Origin of the sequence: Paraburkholderia sp., assembly GCF_035948235.1 — a bacterium.
Taxonomy (GTDB): domain Bacteria; phylum Pseudomonadota; class Gammaproteobacteria; order Burkholderiales; family Burkholderiaceae; genus Paraburkholderia.
On record NZ_DASZJJ010000326.1, the window covers coordinates 1 to 21063 of the forward strand.

Annotated in this window: 15 protein-coding genes and 1 pseudogene; 8 read left to right on the plus strand and 8 right to left on the minus strand. The window is 64.0% G+C overall.

Going from position 1 to position 21063, the window contains the following annotated elements; all coding sequences use genetic code 11:
• From VG320_RS28810 to recD, 3 genes and pseudogenes are all read left to right on the plus strand, one after another.
• Positions 1–1140 (plus strand): annotated as a pseudogene (locus VG320_RS28810) (exodeoxyribonuclease V subunit gamma); the annotation flags it as partial.
• Positions 1137–4985: an exodeoxyribonuclease V subunit beta gene (gene recB / locus VG320_RS28815; RefSeq protein WP_327203483.1), complete on the plus strand. Its 3849-nt coding sequence runs from the start codon at positions 1137–1139 to the stop codon at positions 4983–4985. The pseudogene VG320_RS28810 and the gene recB, both read left to right, overlap by 4 nt.
• A complete protein-coding gene (recD, locus tag VG320_RS28820; RefSeq protein WP_327203484.1) occupies positions 4982–7228 on the plus strand; it encodes an exodeoxyribonuclease V subunit alpha in 2247 nt (748 codons plus the stop codon). The genes recB and recD overlap by 4 nt, the downstream gene beginning before the upstream one ends.
• Before the next feature lie 155 nt (positions 7229–7383).
• On the opposite strand, the gene VG320_RS28825 is transcribed toward recD, so the two are convergent.
• The 4 genes from VG320_RS28825 to VG320_RS28840 form a co-directional block, all read right to left on the minus strand.
• On the minus strand, positions 7384–7809 hold the full coding sequence (locus VG320_RS28825; protein ID WP_327203485.1) for an organic hydroperoxide resistance protein: 426 nt from the start codon (positions 7807–7809) through the stop codon (positions 7384–7386).
• Positions 7810–8140: 331 nt separating this feature from the next.
• Complete coding sequence (locus VG320_RS28830; protein ID WP_327203486.1) at positions 8141–8707, minus strand: TetR/AcrR family transcriptional regulator; 567 nt, start codon at positions 8705–8707, stop codon at positions 8141–8143.
• 125 nt (positions 8708–8832) lie between these two features.
• On the minus strand, positions 8833–9480 hold the full coding sequence (locus tag VG320_RS28835) for a LysE family translocator (protein ID WP_327203487.1): 648 nt from the start codon (positions 9478–9480) through the stop codon (positions 8833–8835).
• A gap of 99 nt (positions 9481–9579) precedes the next feature.
• On the minus strand, positions 9580–10290 hold the full coding sequence (locus VG320_RS28840) for a CerR family C-terminal domain-containing protein (protein ID WP_327203488.1): 711 nt from the start codon (positions 10288–10290) through the stop codon (positions 9580–9582).
• 110 nt (positions 10291–10400) lie between these two features.
• Between VG320_RS28840 and VG320_RS28845 the strand changes: the two genes are divergently transcribed.
• The 3 genes from VG320_RS28845 to VG320_RS28855 are packed head-to-tail and all read left to right on the plus strand — an operon-like array spanning position 10401 to position 14638.
• Complete coding sequence (locus VG320_RS28845; RefSeq protein ID WP_414696148.1) at positions 10401–11537, plus strand: HlyD family secretion protein; 1137 nt, start codon at positions 10401–10403, stop codon at positions 11535–11537.
• Positions 11530–13134 carry an MDR family MFS transporter gene (locus VG320_RS28850; RefSeq protein ID WP_327203489.1) on the plus strand — a complete coding sequence of 535 codons (1605 nt, stop codon included), beginning with the start codon at positions 11530–11532 and terminating at the stop codon, positions 13132–13134. The genes VG320_RS28845 and VG320_RS28850 overlap by 8 nt, the downstream gene beginning before the upstream one ends.
• A 19-nt stretch (positions 13135–13153) precedes the next feature.
• Positions 13154–14638 carry an efflux transporter outer membrane subunit gene (locus tag VG320_RS28855; protein ID WP_327203490.1) on the plus strand — a complete coding sequence of 495 codons (1485 nt, stop codon included), beginning with the start codon at positions 13154–13156 and terminating at the stop codon, positions 14636–14638.
• A 110-nt stretch (positions 14639–14748) separates the two neighbouring features.
• Here the strand turns inward: VG320_RS28855 and VG320_RS28860 are convergent, their stop codons facing one another.
• Both VG320_RS28860 and VG320_RS28865 read right to left on the minus strand, forming a co-directional pair.
• Positions 14749–15282 carry a cytochrome b gene (locus VG320_RS28860; protein WP_327203491.1) on the minus strand — a complete coding sequence of 178 codons (534 nt, stop codon included), beginning with the start codon at positions 15280–15282 and terminating at the stop codon, positions 14749–14751.
• The gene (locus VG320_RS28865) at positions 15279–16337 is read right to left on the minus strand and encodes a catalase family peroxidase (protein ID WP_327203492.1); all 1059 of its coding nucleotides are present in this window, start codon (positions 16335–16337) and stop codon (positions 15279–15281) included. The genes VG320_RS28860 and VG320_RS28865 overlap by 4 nt, the downstream gene beginning before the upstream one ends.
• A gap of 202 nt (positions 16338–16539) precedes the next feature.
• Here VG320_RS28865 and VG320_RS28870 point away from each other — a divergent pair, with 202 nt between their 5' ends.
• Positions 16540–16932: a GFA family protein gene (locus VG320_RS28870; RefSeq protein ID WP_327203493.1), complete on the plus strand. Its 393-nt coding sequence runs from the start codon at positions 16540–16542 to the stop codon at positions 16930–16932.
• A gap of 27 nt (positions 16933–16959) precedes the next feature.
• Here the strand turns inward: VG320_RS28870 and VG320_RS28875 are convergent, their stop codons facing one another.
• Positions 16960–18402, minus strand: coding sequence for an NAD-dependent succinate-semialdehyde dehydrogenase (locus VG320_RS28875; protein WP_327203494.1), 1443 nt, complete (start codon positions 18400–18402; stop codon positions 16960–16962).
• Between VG320_RS28875 and VG320_RS28880 the strand changes: the two genes are divergently transcribed.
• A complete protein-coding gene (locus VG320_RS28880) occupies positions 18401–18676 on the plus strand; it encodes a hypothetical protein (protein ID WP_327203495.1) in 276 nt (91 codons plus the stop codon). The two genes, VG320_RS28875 and VG320_RS28880, sit on opposite strands and share 2 nt — an antisense overlap.
• Here VG320_RS28880 and VG320_RS28885 read toward each other — a convergent pair.
• Positions 18619–20835, minus strand: a complete 2217-nt coding sequence (locus VG320_RS28885; RefSeq protein ID WP_327203496.1) for a TonB-dependent siderophore receptor — start codon at positions 20833–20835, stop codon at positions 18619–18621. The genes VG320_RS28880 and VG320_RS28885 overlap by 58 nt on opposite strands.
• Positions 20836–21063 lie beyond the last annotated feature (228 nt).

Sequence of the window (21063 nt, forward strand, 5' to 3'; positions counted from 1 at the left end):
CCTGCCGACCCGCATGACACGCCGCTCTACACGTTTGCGCACGAATGGAGCCGTCCCGCGCCGCTCGCAAGCGGCGCGCAGGGCGGTGATATTTTGTCCGCGCAGGAGCGCGACGAACCGCTCTCGATCCGGGAACTGGGCGAATTCCTGCGCGATCCCGTGCGTAGCTTTTTCCGGCAGCGCCTGCGTGTGGGCCTCGAAATGCAGGACGAAGCGAGCGAGAATCACGAGCCTTTCGAAGTCGATGCGCTGCAGGCGTGGCAGTTGCAGGATGAACTGATCCGCGCGCAGTTGCGGGCGATGGAGCGCGGCGAGGACGATCTCGACGCCGTTGCGCGCGAGCGGCTCGAACGCATGCATCGCAGCGGCGACCTTGCGGCGGGCGGTTTTGGCGAAGTCATCGGCGAAGAACTGCTCGAACCGATGCAGGAACTGTTCAACGAATATCGCAAGGCGCTCGCGCGCTGGCCGACGATGCTTGCGCATCAATACGAAATTCGTCTGGATGTGCAGCGCGACGGCCGCACGCTGGAACTGCTGGACTGGATCGACGATGTACGCGAAGGCGAGGGCGGCGCGCTCGGGCGCGTGATTCTCGACGCCGGCACGCTCGTCAAGGACAACAAGTATCGAGGCGACCGCCTCGTGGCTTACTGGGTGGCGCACGTCGCCGCGCAACTGGCGGCGGGCGAGGTGACGACCGTGATTGTCAGCAAGGTGGGCGTGGCGGAATTCGCGCCGGTGGCGCCTGACGTCGCGCGTGCATGGCTGCTCGATCTGCTGGCGGCGTGGGACGAAGGTGCGCGCCGGCCCCTGCCGCTGGCCGTCAAGACCGCTTTTGCGTGGCTGCGCAAATTGCCCGTGGATTTTGTGGCGGGTTCTGGCGAAATTCCCGCGGAAGCCTGGGACGCGGCGCGTATGGCCTTCGAAGGCGCGGCGCGCCTGTCGGGCGAACGCGATACGAATCTTTATCTGCGACGGGCCTTCCCCGATTTCGACACGCTTATTACCGGCGACGAATTCGTTGCACTCGCAACCTCATTGCTGATGCCGGTGCAGCGCGCACCTCTGTCGTCGTCGAAGAATAAACGCACGGCCAACGCCGCCGGTGCAACCGAATCTGCTGGAGAAACCGCATGACCCCGGCTGACGACATGATCGCCGATGTGCTGGAGCCGCTGCGCTTTCCGCTTTATGGCAGCCGCCTGATCGAAGCGAGCGCGGGCACCGGCAAGACCTTTACGATCGCCATGCTGTATGTGCGCCTCGTGCTGGGCCATCACGGCGCGGCCGAACCGTACGACGAATATGACGAAGAACGCGAGAGCGTTGCAGTCGGGCAAGGCGGCATGCGCCCGCTCACGCCGCCTGAAATCCTCGTCGTGACCTTCACGGATGCCGCGACCAAGGAACTGCGCGAACGTATCCGCGCGCGCCTGATCGAAGCGGCCGAGTATTTCCGTGCGTTGCCCGATGAAGTGCCGTTTCGCGCTGCCGGCACCGATCTGCTGCACGATCTGCGCGAGGCCTACCCGCCCGAACAATGGGCTGGCTGCGCGCGACGCCTGCAACTGGCGGCGGAATGGATGGACGAGGCGGCGGTCTCGACCATCCACGGCTGGTGCAACCGCATGCTCAGCGAGCATGCATTCGACAGCGACAGTCTCTTTTCGCAGACGCTTGAAACGGATCAGACCGAGCTGCGCGCGGAAGTCGTACGCGACTATTGGCGCACTTTCATGGCGCCGCTCGACGCGCAGGGCGCAGGGGAAGTGCGCGCATGGTTCGCGAGTCCCGATGGGTTGCATGTTGCGATTCGCGGGCTGCTTGCGCACGCCGATCAATTGCCCGACGCCGCCGCGCCCGCTGCGGCGTTGCTTGAGGCGCGCACGCAGGCGCACGAGGAACTCGAAGCGTTGAAAGCGCCCTGGCGCGAAGGCATCGACGAAGCGGAAGGGCTGATTGTCGCCGCGCGAGAAAAGAAGCTGTTCGATGCCAAAAAGCTGAATACGCGCAATTGCGAAAACTGGTTTGCGAAGCTGCGCGAATGGGCCAACGATCCGCATAGTGCGCATCCCGGCTTCAAGGACGATGCCGCCGTATGGACGCGTCTCACACCGGACGGTCTCGCGGAAATCTGGAAAGAAGGCCAGCCGCCTTCGCACCCCTGCTTCACGGCGATGGAGACCTTGCGGGATGCGCTGGGCGCGAAACCCGCAGCGAAGCTGCCCATCCTCTGTCACGCGGCGCGCTGGATCGCGCGACGATTCGAAGAGGAGGAGGCGCGCCGCTCGCAGATGGGTTTCGACGATCTGCTTACGCGCCTGCTGGCCGCGCTGAAAAAGCCCAATGGCGCGCGGCTGGCCGAGATCATCCGCAAGCAGTATCCCGTGGCGCTGATCGACGAGTTCCAGGACACGGACCCGGTCCAGTATCAGATCTTCGACGCGGTCTATGCGATCGAGTCGAACAACATCGATACGGCAATCGTCTTGATCGGCGATCCCAAGCAGGCCATCTACGCGTTTCGCGGCGCGGATATCTACACGTATCTGCGCGCGCGACGCGCCTGTGCGGGGCGGCTGTATACGCTCAAGAAGAATTTCCGCTCGACGCGCGCCATGGTCGATGCGGTCAACCGCTGTTTCGACGCGGCGGAAACCCGTCCCGAGGGCAGCGGCGCGTTCCTGTTTCGTGGCGCGCAAGGCGAGGCGAATGCATTGCCGTTCGTCGCCGCCGATGCACATGGGCGTCCTGACGAACTCGTGGCCAATAACCAGACGCTGGCGGCGCTCAACGTCTGGTGGCTGCCGGGCACGGACGACGGCAAGCCATTGAGCAAGACCGCGTACTTCGCGAGTATGGCCGCGAGTTGCGCGACGGAGATGGCGCGCCTGCTCAATCTCGGCCAGAGGGGCGCGGCGGGCTTCGAAGGCGAACACGGCCTGAAGCCGCTGCGGCCTGCGCACATGGCGGTGCTTGTCAACAATCGTATCGAGGCAGATGCGATTCGCGAGGCAATGGCGGTGCGCGGCATACGCAGTGTTTATCTCTCCGATCGCGAATCGGTCTATCTCCAGCCTGAAGCGAATGAGCTCCGCTACTGGCTGGGCGCCTGCGCCGAACCCGACGACGGCCGACTGGTGCGCAGCGCGCTGGCGACAGCGTCGCTCGGCTTGAGCTGGAGTGAACTGGATGCGTTGGGCCGCGACGAGATCGCCTGGGATGCGCGCGTGCTGCAATTTCGAGGCTATCGCGAGGTGTGGCGCAAGAAGGGCGTGTTGCCGATGCTGCGGCGCCTGCTCAACGATTTTCATGTGCCGCAGCGCCTGCTAGGCGAAAGTGCTGCGGCGGGCCTGAACGGCGAGCGCTCGCTTACCAATCTGCTGCATCTGGCCGAATTGCTGCAACAGGCGAGCACGCAGCTCGACGGCGAGCATGCGCTGATCCGCTATCTGGATGAACAACGCGAGGACGAAAGCGCGGGCGGTGGCGGCGATGCGCGCCAGTTGCGCCTGGAAAGCGATGCCGGGCTGGTGCAGGTGGTGACGATCCACAAGTCGAAGGGGCTGGAATATCCGCTGGTTTTCCTGCCGTTCGCGTGCGCGCATCGTGCGGTGAAAGCCGACGATATTCCGTTCAAATGGCATGATCAGGATGGCGAACTAAGGGTCACGCTGGAGCCGGAACCCGCCGTATTGACGCAAGCCGACCGTGAACGGCTTGGTGAAGATTTGCGCAAACTTTATGTGGCGCTAACGCGCGCGTGCTACGCGACGTGGATCGGCTACGCACCCGTGCAGAACGTGGAGGGGAGCGCGTTCGGCTATCTCGTGAATGGTGGCGAGGCATTGCCGGCGGAACACAGCGATACACTGCTTGAAGCGCTGCGCGGGCCGTGCAGCGATATCGCCATCGCACCGGCGCCTCCAGCCAGCAACGAAATATTCGCCACGCAGGGACCGGACGCGGCGCGCGGACGCGCGCGTACGTTCCCGCGCCGTACACGTACGCCGTGGTGGATCGCGAGCTATTCGAGCCTTAAGACAGTCGAGGGCGCACAAGGCGCGTTCGCCACGAAGCTGGAGGACGAGGAACGCGCCGCGCCCGACACGCGCGGCGAGGACGTATTTCTCGAACTGCTGGGTTCGCGTGCCCCCGACGCTGACGATCCGGAAGCCTCGCAGGCCAATCTGCTCGCGCCTGCCGGTGCGCCGATGCACGGCTTCGAGCGCGGCGCCGACGCTGGCAGCTTCCTGCACGAATTGATGGAATGGGTCGCGAACGAAGGCTTCGCGGAAATCGCCGACGAAGCCGCGCATGCGCGTTTGCGCGATATGATCGCGCGCCGCTGCAAGGTGCGCGGCTGGGACCGGTGGATCGAGACGCTGACGCAATGGATGCTGTCCTTCATCAGCACGCCGCTGAAGTTGCCGGATTTCGAGGGCGAGCGTGTGTCGCCGCTTTCGCTCGCATCGCTCTCCCGATCGGCGTATATGGCGGAAATGGAATTCTGGGTGGCCGCGCACAGGGTGGATACGCTGGAACTCGACGCGATGGTCACGTCGCTGACGCTCGACGGCGCCGACCGGCCGCCGCTGGATGCGACGCGCCTGAACGGCATGCTCAAGGGCTTTATCGACCTTGTGTTCGAGCATGAGGGCCGCTATTACGTGGCCGACTATAAATCCAACTGGCTCGGTCCCGACGACGCTTCCTATACCGTGGAGAAAATGCGCTCGCAGATTTTGCATTCGCGCTACGAATTGCAATACGCGCTCTATCTGTTCGCGCTGCACCGCTTGCTCAAGTCGCGCCTGCCCGATTACGACTACGATCGGCATATCGGCGGCGCGGTCTACATGTTCTTGCGCGGGGGGAATTCGCCGGGGCAGGGCCTGCATTGCGAGCGGCCTCCTCGTGAGCTGATCGAAGGGCTCGATGCGCTGTTCGCCAATCACAACACGCTGGAGGGCGCGGTATGACGAAGCGACGCACGACCGCGACGAAAGAGCCGAAAGACGGCATTGGCGTGACGGGCGACCTGTTTGCCCAATTCGACGAGCTAGCGGAAGTTAGCGCGCCGGAACCGGCACGCACGAGCGAAGCGAACCAATCTGTTGCGCGCGCAACGTCACAGGATTCGGCTGCGCAGATGCTGGCGACGCTGGAGCGCTGGGTCGAGCGCGGCTGGCTGCGCGCGCTCGATGGAGCGTTTGCGCGTTTCCTGCTGGAAGAGACGCCGGACGCACCGCCATTGCTGCTGCTTGCTGGGGCACTGGCGAGCCATCAGCTCGGGCGCGGGCACGTATGCCTCGATTTGCAGGCCACGCTTGAAGACCCGGCATTCGCCTTGTCCTTGCCGCCCGACGGCCCGCAGGTGCTGACCGACGAGCCGCCCCAACCGCCTGCCGAAGTGCTGGCAGGTGTGACGCTCGAAGATTGGCTCGCCGCGCTCGACGTAGCCGGCCTGGTGGGCGAGGAAGCGGGGAATACGCCGCTCGTGCTGGCGGGGACGCGCTGCTATCTGAGGCGCTACTGGCAATACGAACAGGATGTGCGCGCCGGGATCGAGGCGCGGCTCGCCCAGCGCGCGCGCATCGAGTCCGAGTTGCCTGCCGAAGCTGCGCGCGCGGCGCTCGACGCGTTGTTTGCCCCGCGCGAGGCGGCGCGGTCGACAAGAGGCGCCGACTGGCAAAAGTTGGCCTGCGCGCTCGCGGCGCGCAGTGCGTTCAGCATCATCACGGGCGGCCCCGGTACGGGCAAGACCACAACCGTCGTCAAGTTGTTGGCACTCCTGCAGACTCTGGCGCTCGGCGGCAAGGTATCGGCGCGGCCCTTGCGCATCCGGCTGGCGGCGCCGACGGGCAAGGCAGCCGCACGGCTGAACGAGTCGATTGCGGGCGCGGTGGCGCGCCTGCCGTTCGAAGCGCTCGCGCAGGGTGTGGACGCGGCAGCCTTGCGTAACGCGATTCCCACCGCCGTCACGACGCTCCACCGTGTGCTGGGCACACGTCCGGGCAGCCGACGTTTTCGCCACGACGCGGCCAATCCGCTGCCTGTCGACGTGCTCGTGATCGACGAAGCCTCGATGGTCGATCTGGAAATGATGGCGGCGGTGCTCGATGCCTTGCCGCCCACGGCGCGGCTGATTCTGCTGGGCGATAAGGATCAGTTGGCGTCGGTGGAGGCGGGCGCCGTGCTGGGCGAGCTGTGCGAACGCGCGCGCGAGGGCCACTATACGGAGGCGACGCGCGCGTGGCTGGAAGCTGCGACGGGCGAGCGCATCGACGCCGCGATGCTCGACGCGCGCGGCACGCCGCTCGATCAAGCCGTGGCGATGCTGCGCGAGAGCCATCGTTTCGCATCGGAAAGCGGTATCGGCGCGCTCGCGGAACTCGTCAATACGGGTGACGCAACCGGCGTGGCGAAGATCTGGCAGCGCGGTTACGCGGATCTCGCGCGCCTCATCTGCCCGGCGCACGATGACGCGCCGCTGCGTGCGTTGATCGTCGACGGCCGCGTGAGCGACGCGCCTCGCGCGCAGGGTTCGGGCGCACAAAGGCGCGGCTATCGTCACTACCTGGAGACAATGCGTACCACGCGTCCCGCAGCGGGCGCGACGCCCGAGCAACTCGTCGAATGGGCGGCGGGCGTGCTCAAGGCGCATACGGAATTTCAGCTGCTGTGTGCCTTGCGGCGCGGTGCGTGGGGCGTGGAAGGGCTCAACCGGCGTGTCGCGCGGTTGCTGCAGGAGGAGGGCTTGATCGAGCCGCTGGGCGACTGGTATGCGGGGCGGCCCGTGCTGGTCACGCATAACGACTACGAGCTTGGCCTGATGAACGGCGATATCGGCATTGCGCTCGATCTGCCGGTGCACGAGGGGATGCCGCCGGTGTTGCGCGTGGCGTTTCCGTCGGGCGATGGCGCGGGCGGTGTGAAGTGGGTCTCGCCCAGTCGTCTGCAAGGGGTGGAAACCGTGTTCGCGCTTACCGTGCACAAATCGCAGGGCTCGGAATTTACTCACGCGGCGCTGGTGCTGCCGGACACTTATAGCCCGATTCTCACGCGCGAACTCGTCTATACGGGCATCACGCGGGCACGCGCCTTTCTTACGCTCGCGGTGCCGGAAGGGCGGTCGGTGCTTGACCGCGCTGTGGTCGCCAAGGTGCAGCGTGCGAGCGGCCTGATGGCGGGGCTTGCCCGCGATGCGGCTCAAGCGGCGTGACGTTTCCGATCCGAAAGCGAGAAAACGCACGAAAAAACGCGCCGGGCGGCGCCGGGACGGGCCCTGACCTGGCCCGCTCCGTCGTCGTCCGGCGCGTTCGATCCCGTTTCCGTTGCTGTTGCCGATCGGAAATCGGGAAAACTTTTGACGCGTAGTTAGACGATCGTCAGCGTCACGTCGATGTTGCCGCGCGTGGCGTTCGAGTACGGGCACACGATGTGAGCCTTGTCGACCAGCGCCTGGGCGGCAGCGCGGTCCATGCCCGGCAGCGAGACGCGCAGTTCGACTTCGATGCCAAAGCCGTTGGGGATCTGGCCGATGCCCACGTGGCCGTTGACCGACACGTCAGCCGGGATCGCGATCTTGTCGCGCGCCGCCACGAACTTCATCGCGCCGATAAAGCAGGCGCTATAGCCCGCTGCGAACAGTTGTTCCGGGTTCGTACCGTCGCCGCCTGCGCCGCCCAGTTCGCGCGGCGTGGTGAGCTTGAGGTCGAGGTTGCTGGCGGGCACGACTGCGCGGCCATCACGGCCTCCGGTTGCGGTGGCTTCGGCGGTGTAGAGGACTTTTTCGATCGACATGACTGACTCTCCAGTGTGAGCAATGCAGCTTGAAAACTGCGGGTGTTGAATCATTAGTCGTCCAGACCAATGGCGGTCTTCGCGACGGGTGCTTGACTGCGTGACTTCGACGATAACGGCCAATCGTGGCACACACATGATTGTGATCGGACCATCATCGTTATTCTTCAAATACTATCTATCACTAGATAGATATGGGGCGAAGACAAAAACATACCTTAGTCTCTGTCCAACTTCTCGTCCCTTTAGAACACTATCTATTAGAAGATAGATAAATCGTCCTGCAAAAAGGCGGTGATCCGCCTTCCTTGAAACTTCCCTGCTGGCCTGTTCAGCTAGCGACCTTCCACATCGCTTCAACATCTTCCAGACGCGACTTCGTGTGAAACAGGCGGCTTGCCAGCACACTGCCTTGCAGCGCCGCGAACAGCGTGCGCGCTGCGCTTTCCGGTTTGCCTCGCGCCACCAGCGTGCCTTCCTTGACGCCTTGCGCCAGCACCTTCGCAAGCCAGGCCTCGTTCGTGCGGAAGAACGCCTGCACCGCTTCGCGCACGGCTTCGGGCAACGTTTCGATGTCGGCGGCGAGCATGCCGCACAGGCAGATCTGGTTGCCGTCGCCAAGCGTCTTGCCGAAAAAGCGCGTGTACATCGAGAGCTTTTCGTTGGCCGGTAACGCCGGATCAACCGCCTGCAGCGCCTGCATGACTTCGTCGCTGTACTGCTTCACCGCCTCTAGTACGAGATCGTCTTTCGAAGGGAAGTAATAGTGAATGCTCGACGTCTTCACGCTCACGAGTTCCGACAGATCGCGATAGCTGAACCCGTTATACCCGCGCAGCATCATCAAGGTGATGGCGTGGTCGAGTACCTGTTCGCGGACTGTCAACTTCGTGTTCATGGGCTCTAATTTATCTACTGGAAGATAGACTGTCAAGCGCCAACTGGAAATTTTTTGTTTGGGTGTGAGTTTCTTTCAGGAAACAGGCGGCGAAGTGGCCGCCTGAGCCTTATCAGAAAGGGATTTCAGAGCCCGCGGTGCCCTGCGCTAACGATCAGGCGTAGTCCAAGCGCGGCAATGGCGCCAGCGGCGACCCGGTCGATCCAGCGCTTCGCTCGCAGATACAGATCGCGCGGACGCTGGCTCGAAAAGCTGAGCGCGACCAGCGTGTACCAGCCCGTTTCGATCCCGAACACCAGCGGCGGCAGGGCGAAATAACACCAGAGCGGCGGATGCTGGGGCAGCAGCGCCACGAAGATGCTGCCGTAGGCCACCGCCGTTTTCGGATTGCTGAGCTGGGTCGTCAGGCCGGTCCAGAACGATTTGCCCGCCGATTTGCCTGCATCTGCGGTCTGCGTTTCGCTCTTGCCCATGCTTACGGGCTGGCCCGCGCCACGCCAGATACGCGAAGCGATGTAGAGCAGATACACGCCGCCCGCGATCTTGAGCCCGGCGTAGAGCCATGCGACCGTGGCGAGCAGCGTATACAGTCCGGCGAGCGCAATGCCTGCAAAGCAGATGGCGCCAATCCCCATGCCGAGCGCGGTGGCGACGCCGTCGCGCCGTGACAGGCCGATCGAATTGCGCGCGACCATCACGAAGCTGGGTCCGGGACTCATCGCACCGAGCAGAACGGCGGCGAGGATGCTGACGACGGCGGTAGTGGGTGACATGGCGATCCTGAGCGCTCAGAAGGAATCTTTAACAGTAGCACGCGTTTCCGATCATGCGCGATGTGCCGTTTTATTCTCTTATCGGAAACGCATGGCACCTTAGTCCTTCCCGCGCTGCTGGCTCCAGTGCGCGAGCAAAACGCGCGTTTGCTCGCAGATGCTGGCCTTGAGGAAGTCCGCTTTCTCGCGATCGATTTCATCCCACGCCAGCGTCGTCAGCGCCGAGCGGCGCGCGATGTGGAATACCAGCAGTTGTCCGTACAGGCTGAACACGCGCACGGTAGTGAGCGGATCGTCCGCTTTCGTGCCGGTGATGCGCGCCAGTAGTTCGACATTCACGGCGTTCAGCGGCGTACGCACGCGATCGCGCAGCACCTGGGAACCCACCTCTGGTTCGCCACCGCCTTGTTCACGCGCGAAAAAGAGGCGCTGGTCCGGCTCGCTGCTCTTGATGAAGGAGCGGTCGGCCACGGCGCGCTGGATGTCGAGAAAGGCTTCGATCAGCGCTTCCGTGTCGCCGTTCTGCTCGAGCACGGCGCGTGCGCGCAGCACGGCGGGCTCGAAGGCCTGCCACGATTCGTCGGCGATGGATTCGGCGCACGCGCGGTAAAGCCCTTCCTTGTTCTCGAAGTAGTACTGCAGCGCAGGGGCGTTGACGCCCGCGCGCGAGGCGATGTCGCGCGTGGATGCGCCTTCGAAACCGTGCTGCCCGAACAGGCTGATGGCGGCTTCGATGATCTTGCGGCGTGTTTCGTCGCCGCGCGCATAACCGCCCGCCGAGGGGCGGCGCAGTCGTTTGGGTTCGTTCATGTCATGTGGGTCGCGACTTTAGCTGTCGAAAATATAACACTTGACAGAATTTTTCCGGCTGGAATAATTTTACCAACTGGTAATAATATCTTGTTGAGGTTGCAAAAATCATGTCTACGACAGCAGGAGCGCCCGGACGCGACGTGCCGGGCGACGTCGTTGCGCCGGCGAAGCGCGGCAACAAACGCATGGTGCTGATCGCTCTCGGGCTCGCGGCTTTGATCGCCGCCGGAGTCTGGGGTGGTCACTGGTGGCTGGTGGGGCGCTTCATCGAAAGCACCGACGATGCGTATCTGCAAGCGGACAGCGTGACCGTTGCGCCGAAGGTCAGTGGCTACATCACCGATGTCTACGTGGCCGACAACCAGACCGTGAAGGCAGGCGACCCGCTCGTGAAGCTCGACGCGCGCCAGTATCAGGTCGCGCTCGATCAGGCCAACGCCACAATCGACGCGCGCGCCGCCGACATCCAGCACGCCGACGCGCAACTCGCGCAGCAACGCGCCAATATCGCCCAGGCGCAGGCCCAGCAGGAAGTGGCGCGCGTGAGTTTGCGTCACGCTCAGGACGAAGTCGCGCGTTATACGCCGCTCGCGGCTAGCGGCGCGGAAACCGCCGAGCGCCTCGCCGAACTCAAGAGCACGCGCGATCAGGCGCAGGCCACGCTGGCCGCCGACTCCGCCGCTGTCGAAGCACAGCGTTCGCAGATCGCCGCGCTCACCGCGCAGCAGGCGCAAGCGCGTGCGCAACTGGAGGCGGCCCGCGCCAGCGCGGCCCAGTCGCAACTCGATCTCGACAATACGGTGGTGAAGAGTGCCCTGGTCGGGCGTGTTGGCGATCGCTCGGTGCGGGTGGGGCAGTACGTGCAGCCAGGCACACGCATGTTGACGGTGGTGCCGGTGCAGAAGACCTATCTCACGGCGAATTTCAAGGAAACGCAGATTGGCCGCATGCGTATCGGCCAGCCTGTCGAATTGCACGTCGATGCGCTGCCGGGCCACACGCTGCATGGCGTGGTGGACAGTTTCTCGCCGGGCACCGGCGCGCAGTTCGCGCTGTTGCCGCCCGAAAACGCCACCGGCAACTTCACGAAGATCGTGCAGCGCGTGCCGGTGCGCATTCGTATCGACACCGGGCCGCAAACGCGCGGCGTGCTGCTGCCGGGCATGTCCGTGACCGTCGATGTGGATACGCGATCCGCGCGCGAGGACGACCGCCGTATCGACGCCGAGAATCATCGTGGCTGACGCAGCGAATTCGTCTGCTGGCGCGGCTCCTGCGCCGCATCCGCACGGCGAGCGCGCCAGCGCCGCCGACTGGATTGCCGTGGCCGCAGGCGCGCTGGGCGCGCTGATGGCCACGCTCGACATCTCGATCACAAATTCCGCTCTGCCGCAGATCCAGGGCGAAATCGGCGCGACCGGCACCGAGGGCACGTGGATCTCCACCGGCTATCTGATGTCCGAGATCGTGATGATTCCGCTCGCCGCGTGGCTCACGCGGGTATTCGGACTGCGAAATTTTCTGCTGGCCAATGCGGCGTTGTTTATCGGCTTTTCGATGATGTGCGGCTGGTCGGGCACGCTTGGCGTGATGATCGCCGGGCGCATCGGCCAGGGCTTTACGGGCGGTGCGATGATTCCCACCGCCCAGACCATCATCCGCACGCGGCTGCCGCTTTCGCAGTTGCCGGTGGGCATGACGGTATTCGGCCTGATCGTGTTGCTGGGGCCGTTGCTCGGTCCCGTGCTGGGCGGCTGGCTCGCGGAGAACATCAGCTGGAGCTGGTGTTTCTTCATCAATCTGCCGGTCTGTATCGCGCTTATTACTTTGCTGATCGTGGGGCTGCCGCCCGACCGTCCGCATTGGGAAGCCTTTTTGAAGGCCGACTGGCTGGGCATCGTGGGGCTCGCTGTTGGGCTGAGCACGCTCACGGTCGTGCTCGAAGAAGGGCAGCGCGAACGCTGGTTCGAGTCGAGCATGATTGTTTCGCTGACGTGTGTTTCGCTGGCGGGCATGGTGCTGATCGGCATTTCGCAGTTCGTGGCGAAGAAGCCCATTCTGCGGCTGTCATTGATGCGCAATCCGCGTTACGCCAGCGTGATCGTGATTGTGTCCGCAGTGGGTGCTGGCCTTTACGGCATTTCCTATCTGCTGCCGCAGTTCCTGAGCATCGTCGCGGGCTACAACGCGGAACAATCCGGCGCGATCATGCTGCTCTCCGGCCTGCCTGCCTTTCTGGTGATGCCTATCCTGCCGCGTCTGCTCGGCAAGGTGGACTTTCGCGTGCTGGTGGTGAGCGGGCTGCTGCTTTTTACGCTGAGCTGCATGCTCGATATTTCGCTGACTGCGCAAAGCGTGGGGCACGATTTCGTCTGGTCGCAACTCATTCGCGGCGTGGCGCAGATGCTCGCCATGATGCCGCTCAATCAGGCTTCGATGGCGGCGGTCGCGCGCGAGGACTCGGGCGACGCGGCGGGGCTCTACAACATGGCGCGTAACCTGGGCGGCTCGGTGGGGCTTGCGATCATCGGCACGTTGATCGATCGGCGCGAGACCTATCACACGGCGGTGCTGCGCGAATCCATCAGCGCCAATTCGCTGATCGGGCAGGAGCGTCTCGCTTCGGGCGCGGCCAACTGGTTTGCGCAGACCGGCGACATGGCCTATTCGCAGATGCGCTCGCTCGGCCAGATCGCCGCGCAGATCCAGCAGCAGTCGATCGTTATCACGTACTCCGAAACATTCTGGGTGCTCGGCATCGCGCTCGCTGCCTGCGTGCCGCTCGCGCTCCTGCTCAAGAAACCGCAGCCCGGCGTGAAGGCGCCGTCAGCCGGCCATTGATGCTTTTCTTTTTCGACTCATGACGGCAATTCGTTTCCCTCAATCCGCGCTTCAATCCGCATTCACGGCGCTGGCGGCTGCCTGCGCGCTGGCTGCGTGCACGGTCGGCCCCGATTATCGCGGCGCGCCTGCGGTGGCGCCGGAGGCGGCCAGCGCCGCTTCGTTCGTGCGTACGCCCGCGAAGGGCGTGACGCCCACGCGCGCGCCCAGCGAATGGTGGCTCTCTTTCGACGATCCGCAATTGAATGCGCTGATCGCTGCCGCCTTCGAGCACAACCCCGACCTGCGCGCCGCTCAGGCGCGGCTGCGCGAATCGCGCGCGCAACTGCAACAGCAGCGCGGTGCGGAAATGCCCAAAATATCGGCCAGCGCCGCCGCGCCGCGTATGCGCGAGCCTGATCTGAGTACGTTCTCGCAGTCCAATGGCAGCAGCGGATCGGGGTCGGGTTCGAGCGGCCGTGGCCCGCTGCAGTTCTATACGGCGGGTTTCGACGCTTCGTGGGAGATCGATCTGTTCGGCGGCACGCGCCGCGCGGTGGAAGCCGCCAGCGACGAAGCCGACGCTGTACAGGCCGATCTCGCCGATGCGCAAGTCTCGCTCGCCGCTGAAGTCGCACAGGCCTATATCGATCTGCGCGATCAGCAGCAGCGTCTGCTGATCGCGCAGCGCACGGCGGAACTGCAGCAGCAGTCGCTGACGTTGACCGAACAGCGCCGCGCGGGCGGCACCGCTGCCGATGTGGACGTCGAGCGTCTGACCACGCAGGTCGAAACCACGCGTTCGACCATAACGCCGCTGGCCTCGCAGGTGGAGATTTCGCTCGATCAGCTCGCGGTGCTCACTGGCAAGGCGCCGGGCGCGCTCGATGCAGAACTGTCCGCGCCGCGCGCGTTGCCAGCGCTGCCGGCGTCGGTGCCGGTCAGCGATCCGGCCACGATGTTCGCGCAACGACCCGACATTCGCGCGGCCGAGCGGCGTCTCGCTTCCAGCAACGCGCAGATTGGCGAGCATGTGGCCGATTTCCTGCCCAAGCTCACTTTGTTCGGCGATCTGGGCTTTACGGCGGCGGACCCGGGCCATCTGCTGCGCAAGAACAATTTCAGCTGGGTAGGCGTGCCTTATCTGCAATGGAATCTGTTCGACTTTGGCCGCACGCTCGGTGCCGTGCATGGAGCCGAAGCCTCGCGCGACGAAGCCGAGGCGCGCTATGAAAAGACCGTGCTGGGTGCGTTGCAGGACGCGAACGGTGCGCTTTCGCGTTACGGTTATCAGCGCGAGCATCTGGTGACGCTGCAGAAGGTGCAGAGTTCGGCGCAGCGCTCGGCGGTGTTGATGCGTCAGCGTTATCGCGCGGGGACGTCCACGCTGGTCGATCTGCTCGATACGCAACGTGCTGAATTTCTCGCCCAGCAGGACGTGATTTCGGGGCAGGCCGAGCTGCTCAAGGATTTCATTTCCATCCAGAAGAGCTTAGGTCTGGGCTGGCGCAGCAACGCGAGCTAAGTCCGTGTGAGGGCGCGCGCGAAGCGCAGCGCGAGAGTCTGGCCGACGCGTTACTCGAGAAGTTCATGGGGCCGCAGCCCATTACGGGCCGCGACGCGCACGTTTAAAGATCAACCTCGAGCCATGCTGTCGAGCACGCCATCGCGCCGGATCAGCCCATGAAACAGCGCCGCGCCCAGATGCAGCAGCACCGTCGCGAACAGCAGCATGGCGAGCCATGTATGCGCCGCGCGCAACAAGGCGTAGAGCGCGACGTCGTGCGGCGCGATGGCGGGCAGGTGCACGGCGCCCGCAAGCACAACGGGATAACCGGCTGCCGATAGCATCGCCCAGCCGATCAACGGCATCGCGATCATGAGCGCATAGAGCACCAGATGCGAAGCGTGCGCGGCTACGCGCTGCCACGCGGGCATCTCCGCAGGTAACGCGGGCGTCGCGTGGGAGAGCCGCACGACGATGCGCACGATCACGAGCACAAGCAAGGCGATGCCAAGCGGCCGGTGCAGCGCGATCAAACTGTTATGGAGCCGCGAGACCGTGGCGACCATCCCCACGCCCACGAATAGCATCGCAACAATCAGGACTGCCATCGACCAGTGCAGCAAGCGGGCGAGGCCGCTGAAGTGCGCTTGAGCAGGTTTCATTGCTGGGCTTCTCCGTGTGCGTGGGCGAGCGCCGCTTCTTCGTGCGTGCGGCGATTGAACGAGACCGCATAGGCGGCGGAGCGTGCGGCGAGCAGCGGATCGTCCGAGGGTTTCAGGCCGTCGGGCAGCACGGTCGGGTCGTAGTTGACGTCGCGGCAGGCGCCTTCGCGTTGCGGCGTGGCCTGGCGTAAAACCAGCGTGCCCGCGTCGATCTGCTCGCGCGTGGCGGGCCATTGCTGCGTGGCGTCGTTGGTGGCGTCACCCAGCGCGGCGACCGTGAGGACGAGATGCCAGCGCAATGGGCCTTGTGCAAGCCGTGAATCGAGATCGTCGGCGAGGAAGTTGGGGTTGCGCTTCTGGTCGGCTGATTCGGCTTCGTAAGGCGTTTCCGGGACCATCTCCCAGCGTACCGCGCGCGCATTGCCGTCGGCATCCGTGGCGATGAACGCATTGATGCCCCAGAACGCCGTATTGGCGAAGCTCGATGAAGGCGGGTGGCCTTTGATCCATTGGCGAAACGGCAGTGTTTCCGGGTTGGCGCTGAAAAACGCGTCGAGTTTCGCGGGATCGGGCTTGCCGGTTTTGGGATCGGGTTTCGATGCAATAAGTTGCTGGTAAAACTGTTTCGGGGTGCGAACGACAAAGACCGGCGCGGAATTCATGCCGGTGCGCCACTGTTCGCCGTCCTTCAACTGGAACAGCAGTGCCATGCTGCGTACCGGTATGCTGGCATCAGGCGCGGCCGGATTGCTGCCGGGAATCGCAAAGCGCCCGATCACGGGCGTTGCGCCCGGCGCAAACACGGCGGCGCGCGAGATGCGCGTGCCGTTGCCATTGCTCTCGAATTCGCCTTCCACGCACAGGCCTTTCGCGTGATTGCGTCGGAAGCCGGTGTGAATGCCGTAGTTCGATTCGAAGGTGTTGACGATGTGCGGCGCGTCCAGGCGTTTGGGCGTCAGCCAGCCCGCGGTCCACGCAAAGGCCGCGGCGGTGCAGCCGATCACGGCCGCGATGGCGGCAAGCCGGCACGGCACACAGATATCGACGCGACTCATGATGCGGCTCCGCACTGCGTGCGCACGCATGGAGGGCATACGGGAAGGAGGGGCGGGGCGCGATGGGGCATGATCGGTCCTGTTGAGGGGCATGGTGGCCGTTATGAGCGTCAACAGGGCGAAGGCGTGTTCTATTCCACGCGGCTATGAAGAAATTGCAGATGTAAGGTGCGCGCAAGAAAAATGCGCAAAGGAGAGGGCGATGCTCAAGGGTGGCTGCTTGTGCGGAAAGATCCGCTATGAAATCACGGGCGAGCCGATTGGCACCACGGCATGCCATTGTGTCGATTGCCGCCGCGCGTCGGGCGCGCCGTTCGTTGGCTGGATGAGCGTGTCGCGCGACGCATTCCGCGTCGTTGCGGGCGCAACCAGAACCTACGCGTCGAGTGCGGGCGTGGAGCGGGGTTTTTGCCCCGAGTGTGGAACGCCGCTTACGTACCGTAGCGCGGCGTTTGCCGATGAAATCGATATCGCTACGGGCACGCTGGACGCGCCTGGCGACGCGCCGCCCGAGGATCACACCTGGACGTCGCAACAGCTTGACTGGGTGCGGCTGGCGGATGGACTACCCAGGCATCCGCGCAGCCGCTCATGAAGAGGCTTTAATACAGGAGGCGACGGATCAACGATGCTCGGTGACGAACTTGGTCACGAGGTACGGCTCCATCGCTTCGGTGCCGCCTTCCGAACCGTAGCCCGAATCCTTCACGCCGCCGAACGGCACTTCAGGCAGCGCGAGGCCGTGATGGTTGATCGACAACATGCCGGTTTCGACATCTTCCGAAAGTGCCGCCGAAGTCGCGCTCGAACGCGTGTAGGCGTAAGCCGCGAGACCATAGGGCAGGCGGTTCGCTTCGGCGATTGCTTCTTCGTAGGTCGAGAAGCGCGAAACTAGCGCGAGCGGGCCGAACGGCTCTTCGTTCATGAGGCGCGCGGAAAGCGGCACGTCGGTCAGCACGGTCGGCGCGAAGAAGTAACCTTCGCGGCCAATGCGCTCGCCGCCCGTCAGCACCTTCGCGCCCTGTTCGCGCGCGTCGGCAACAAGCCGCTCCATGGCGGCGAGGCGACGATCGTTCGCGAGCGGCCCCATCTGCACGCCGGCTTCCAGGCCATTGCCGACCTTGATCGTTTTGGTGGCCGCGACGAAGTGTTCGAGGAACTCGTCGTAAGCCGCGTCCTGGACCATGAAACGCGTGGGCGAAATGCACACCTGGCCCGCGTTGCGGAACTTCGCACCGGCGAGCAGCTTCGCGGCGCGCGGGATATCTGCATCGGCGAATACGATGGCCGGTGCGTGGCCGCCCAGTTCCATGGTGGCGCGCTTCATGTGCTCGCCCGCCTTCGCGGCCAGCAGCTTGCCCACCGGCGTCGAGCCGGTGAACGAAATCTTGCGGATGGCCGGGTGCGCGATCAGATACGACGAGACTTCGGCGGGCACGCCGAACACGAGGTTGAGCGCGCCCTGCGGCACGCCCGCGTCGATAAAGACCTGCACGAGCGCGGCGCAGCTCGCGGGCGTTTCTTCTGGTCCCTTGAGCACGACGGTGCAGCCCGATGCCAGCGCCGCCGAAACCTTACGCACCGCCTGATTCAGCGGGAAATTCCACGGCGTGAAGCAGGCGACCGGGCCAACCGGCTCGCGCGTGACGATCTGGCGGACCGCGTCCGTGCGCGAGGGCACCACGCGGCCATAGGTGCGGCGACCTTCTTCGGCGAACCAGTCGATCACGTCAGCGCCCGCGAGCACTTCGCCCTTGGCCTCGCCAAGCGGCTTGCCTTGCTCGCGCGTCATGATGGCGGCGATCTCGCCCGCGCGTTCGCGCAGCAGGTCGGCTGCGCGGCGCATCGTCTTGCTGCGTTCCAGCGGCGAGACCTTGCGCCATGCGCTGAAAGCGCGCGCGGCGGCTTCGGCAGCATCCGAGAGGTCCTGTTCGCTCGCGAGGCTCAGGCGTCCGATCTCCGCCTCGGTGGCGGGGTCGATCACGGCAATCGCCTTCGCGCCGGCGCGCCATGCGCCATCGACGTAAATCTGGGTATCCGGATAGGGCTTCACGCTCGAAGTCATGATGGGACGATCCTTTTCAACGGTGCAGGGGTGGGGGACAGGTGCCGCGCGGCAACGCGTGGCGCAGAAGCCGGAAGATACCGGTATCGCCGGGCACCTGGCAGCCGCCTATTCTGCCACCGCTGCGCGAGCTTTGCAGGCGGCCCCAATGACAAAAGCCTTCGAGAAACTCGAAGGCCTTTGCGCCATATCCATGATTTACGTGGATTTAAAGCGTCAGAACTCGATCGTGGCGTTCGCAACGAAGGTGCGCGTCGCCGACGGCATCACGTAATAACCCCAGGCAGCGGTCCAGTAACGGCGATTGAAGAGGTTGTTCACGCCGGCGCGCAACGTGACGTCCTTGCCGCCCACCTGGGTGTCATACTTCGCGCTCAGATCCCACGTCGTATAGGCCGGGACGAATTGCGTGTTAGCCGCATCGACGGCCATATTGCCCACGTACTTGCCGCCAAACGCAACGGTCAGCGCACGCAGATACGACGGGTTGTATTCCACGCGGCCCGTCAGCGTGAAGCGCGGCGCGCCGTAGACGCGCTTGCCTTCGACGCTCGCATCGTCCACATCGACGGCCCTGGTGTCGAGGTACATCAAGCCGCCCATCAGGCGCCAGTCCTGCGCGAGTTGCAGCCAGCCGCTAGCGTCCAGGCCCTGGTAGCGTTTGGTGCCGCTCTGCACGAACACGTTGGCGGTGTTGGTGTACTCGTAGCCCTGATCGATGCGGAACAGCGCGACGTTGGCGCCCCAGTTGCGACGATCGGCCTTCAGGCCCACTTCGTATTGCTTGCTCTTGAGCGGGCCAAAAGTTTGCGGATAGTTGACGTTGGTGTTGCTCGACGAGCCGCCTTGCTGCAAGCCTTCGATGTAGCTCGCGTACAGCGTCGTATCGCGGTCGAGCTTGTACATCAGCGCGACGGTCGGCGTGACCGGGTTCGCCGTGTAATCGGCCAGCACCGACTGGTCGGGGTTATAGGTGCGGTCGCGGAACTGTGTGTAGCGCAGACCGAGCAGCGCAGACAGACGCGAAGTGAACTGCACGGTGTCGCTCGCATAGAGCGCAGTCTGCGTGGTGCGTTCGTGGCGGAACAGGTTTTCGCCGATATTGACGGCGTCGTTCGTCAGCAGCGTGCTCTGATACAGATTGCCGTTGCCGAGGTTGAAACCGTCGTTCCAGCCTTCGCTGTTGTCGTACTCGCTTTGCTGCGTCTGATAGCTCGCGCCGAGCACCACGTCATGCTTGAACGGGCCGGTATCGAATTTACCTTCGACCATGGCGTCGGCGTTCTGATAGAAGTAGCGCGTCAAGGCCGCATAAAGCGTGTTGCTGTAATTGCCGGCGGCATCGGTGACCGTCAGCAGGCTGTCCGAGTTGGTGCGGTTTTCCTTGGCAAAACGGTACTTGAGGTTCGCGTGCCAGTTTTCGGAAAGGCGATATTCAAGCCCGGTGCCAAACGAGGCGATCTCGGTCTGGTAGTAGTTCTGCGGCTGCGTGAGTTGATGCGTGACCTTGCTGGCGTCGGGAATCGGCGTGTCGTAGAAGAACATGCCGAACAGCGTGCCGTTGGTCTTGCGCTTCTGATAGAACGCATCGGCTGTCCACGTGAGATCCGGCGTAATGCGGAAATCGAGTGCGAGTGACGCCACCTGGCGGCGGACGTGACCGTTGGCTTCGGCGGTGTTGCCGTCCTCGTTCACGAGATTGAGGCGATAGCCAAAGCGCTTGTCGTTGCCAAAGCGGCCGCCCAGATCAAGCTTTTCGCTGAACACACCCGCCGACTGATAGCCGATCGAGAAGCTGCGATAGGGGTCGTCGGTCGGGCGCTTGAGCACATAGTTGACGATGCCGCCCGGGTTGCTGAATCCGTACATGAAGCCCGAAAGACCCTTGAGCAGTTCGACCTGTTCGAAGGGTTCGAGCGATAGTTCGGTGTCCCAGGAAGGGAAGCTCTGGCCATCGACCTTGACGCCGTTGAGCTGGTCGATCGCGAGCCCGCGAATGCTGAAGACCGAGTTCTCGCCCGTCGCATTGTCGCCGACGATGTTGACCGCAGGGTCGTACTTGAAGAGATCGTTGGCCGTGTTGGCGAGGCGATCCTTGCCTTGCTCGGTGGTGACGACATCGGTGGAAAACGGCGTATCCACCTGGCGGCGGTTGCCGAGCGCGCCCGCCGTGACACGTTCCGGCGACGCGGCTTCGCTGTCGCGCGCCGCGCTGACCTTGACGGTGGGCAGCGCTTTGGTGGCGTCAGCCGGGGTATCCGCTTGCGTTGCGGGCTGCGCCGTCTCCTGGGCCCAGCCGCCGCTCGAAAGCGTAGAAAGCGTGAGTCCCACGCTCACGAGCAACGCGGCGCTCAATGGAATCCGCGTGCGGGCGGCGCAGCGCACCGCGACAAAGCCGGGGCCGGAAGGGCGAACGGCGGCAGTATTCTTCATGGTGATCGATCGGCCGGCTGCCCGGCTCAAGCTTATTTTGTTATCGATGCCGAAAACGGCGCAGGCACTCCTGATGAAGCGCTGCAAATGCTAATGCAAATGATTCGCATATACAAACAAATTAATCAAGCTGAATGAAAGTTAGAAATCAGGCAACAGTCAGCTTGAAATTGGGGCCGATTTATGTAAGGCGCGCACTATAAGTTTTTGTCTGATGAATGCACGCTT

What these genes read in the sequence shown, in the direction of transcription:
- recB (WP_327203483.1), top strand. Translation starts at nt 1,137, where the DNA reads ATGACCCCGGCTGACGACATGATCGCCGATGTGCTGGAGCCGCTGCGC.
- recD (WP_327203484.1), top strand. Translation starts at nt 4,982, where the DNA reads ATGACGAAGCGACGCACGACCGCGACGAAAGAGCCGAAAGACGGCATT.
- VG320_RS28825 (WP_327203485.1), bottom strand. Translation starts at nt 7,809, where the DNA reads ATGTCGATCGAAAAAGTCCTCTACACCGCCGAAGCCACCGCAACCGGA.
- VG320_RS28830 (WP_327203486.1), bottom strand. Translation starts at nt 8,707, where the DNA reads ATGAACACGAAGTTGACAGTCCGCGAACAGGTACTCGACCACGCCATC.
- VG320_RS28835 (WP_327203487.1), bottom strand. Translation starts at nt 9,480, where the DNA reads ATGTCACCCACTACCGCCGTCGTCAGCATCCTCGCCGCCGTTCTGCTC.
- VG320_RS28840 (WP_327203488.1), bottom strand. Translation starts at nt 10,290, where the DNA reads ATGAACGAACCCAAACGACTGCGCCGCCCCTCGGCGGGCGGTTATGCG.
- VG320_RS28845 (WP_414696148.1), top strand. Translation starts at nt 10,401, where the DNA reads ATGTCTACGACAGCAGGAGCGCCCGGACGCGACGTGCCGGGCGACGTC.
- VG320_RS28855 (WP_327203490.1), top strand. Translation starts at nt 13,154, where the DNA reads ATGACGGCAATTCGTTTCCCTCAATCCGCGCTTCAATCCGCATTCACG.
- VG320_RS28860 (WP_327203491.1), bottom strand. Translation starts at nt 15,282, where the DNA reads ATGAAACCTGCTCAAGCGCACTTCAGCGGCCTCGCCCGCTTGCTGCAC.
- VG320_RS28865 (WP_327203492.1), bottom strand. Translation starts at nt 16,337, where the DNA reads ATGAGTCGCGTCGATATCTGTGTGCCGTGCCGGCTTGCCGCCATCGCG.
- VG320_RS28870 (WP_327203493.1), top strand. Translation starts at nt 16,540, where the DNA reads ATGCTCAAGGGTGGCTGCTTGTGCGGAAAGATCCGCTATGAAATCACG.
- VG320_RS28880 (WP_327203495.1), top strand. Translation starts at nt 18,401, where the DNA reads ATGATGGGACGATCCTTTTCAACGGTGCAGGGGTGGGGGACAGGTGCC.
- VG320_RS28875 (WP_327203494.1), bottom strand. Translation starts at nt 18,402, where the DNA reads ATGACTTCGAGCGTGAAGCCCTATCCGGATACCCAGATTTACGTCGAT.
- VG320_RS28885 (WP_327203496.1), bottom strand. Translation starts at nt 20,835, where the DNA reads ATGAAGAATACTGCCGCCGTTCGCCCTTCCGGCCCCGGCTTTGTCGCG.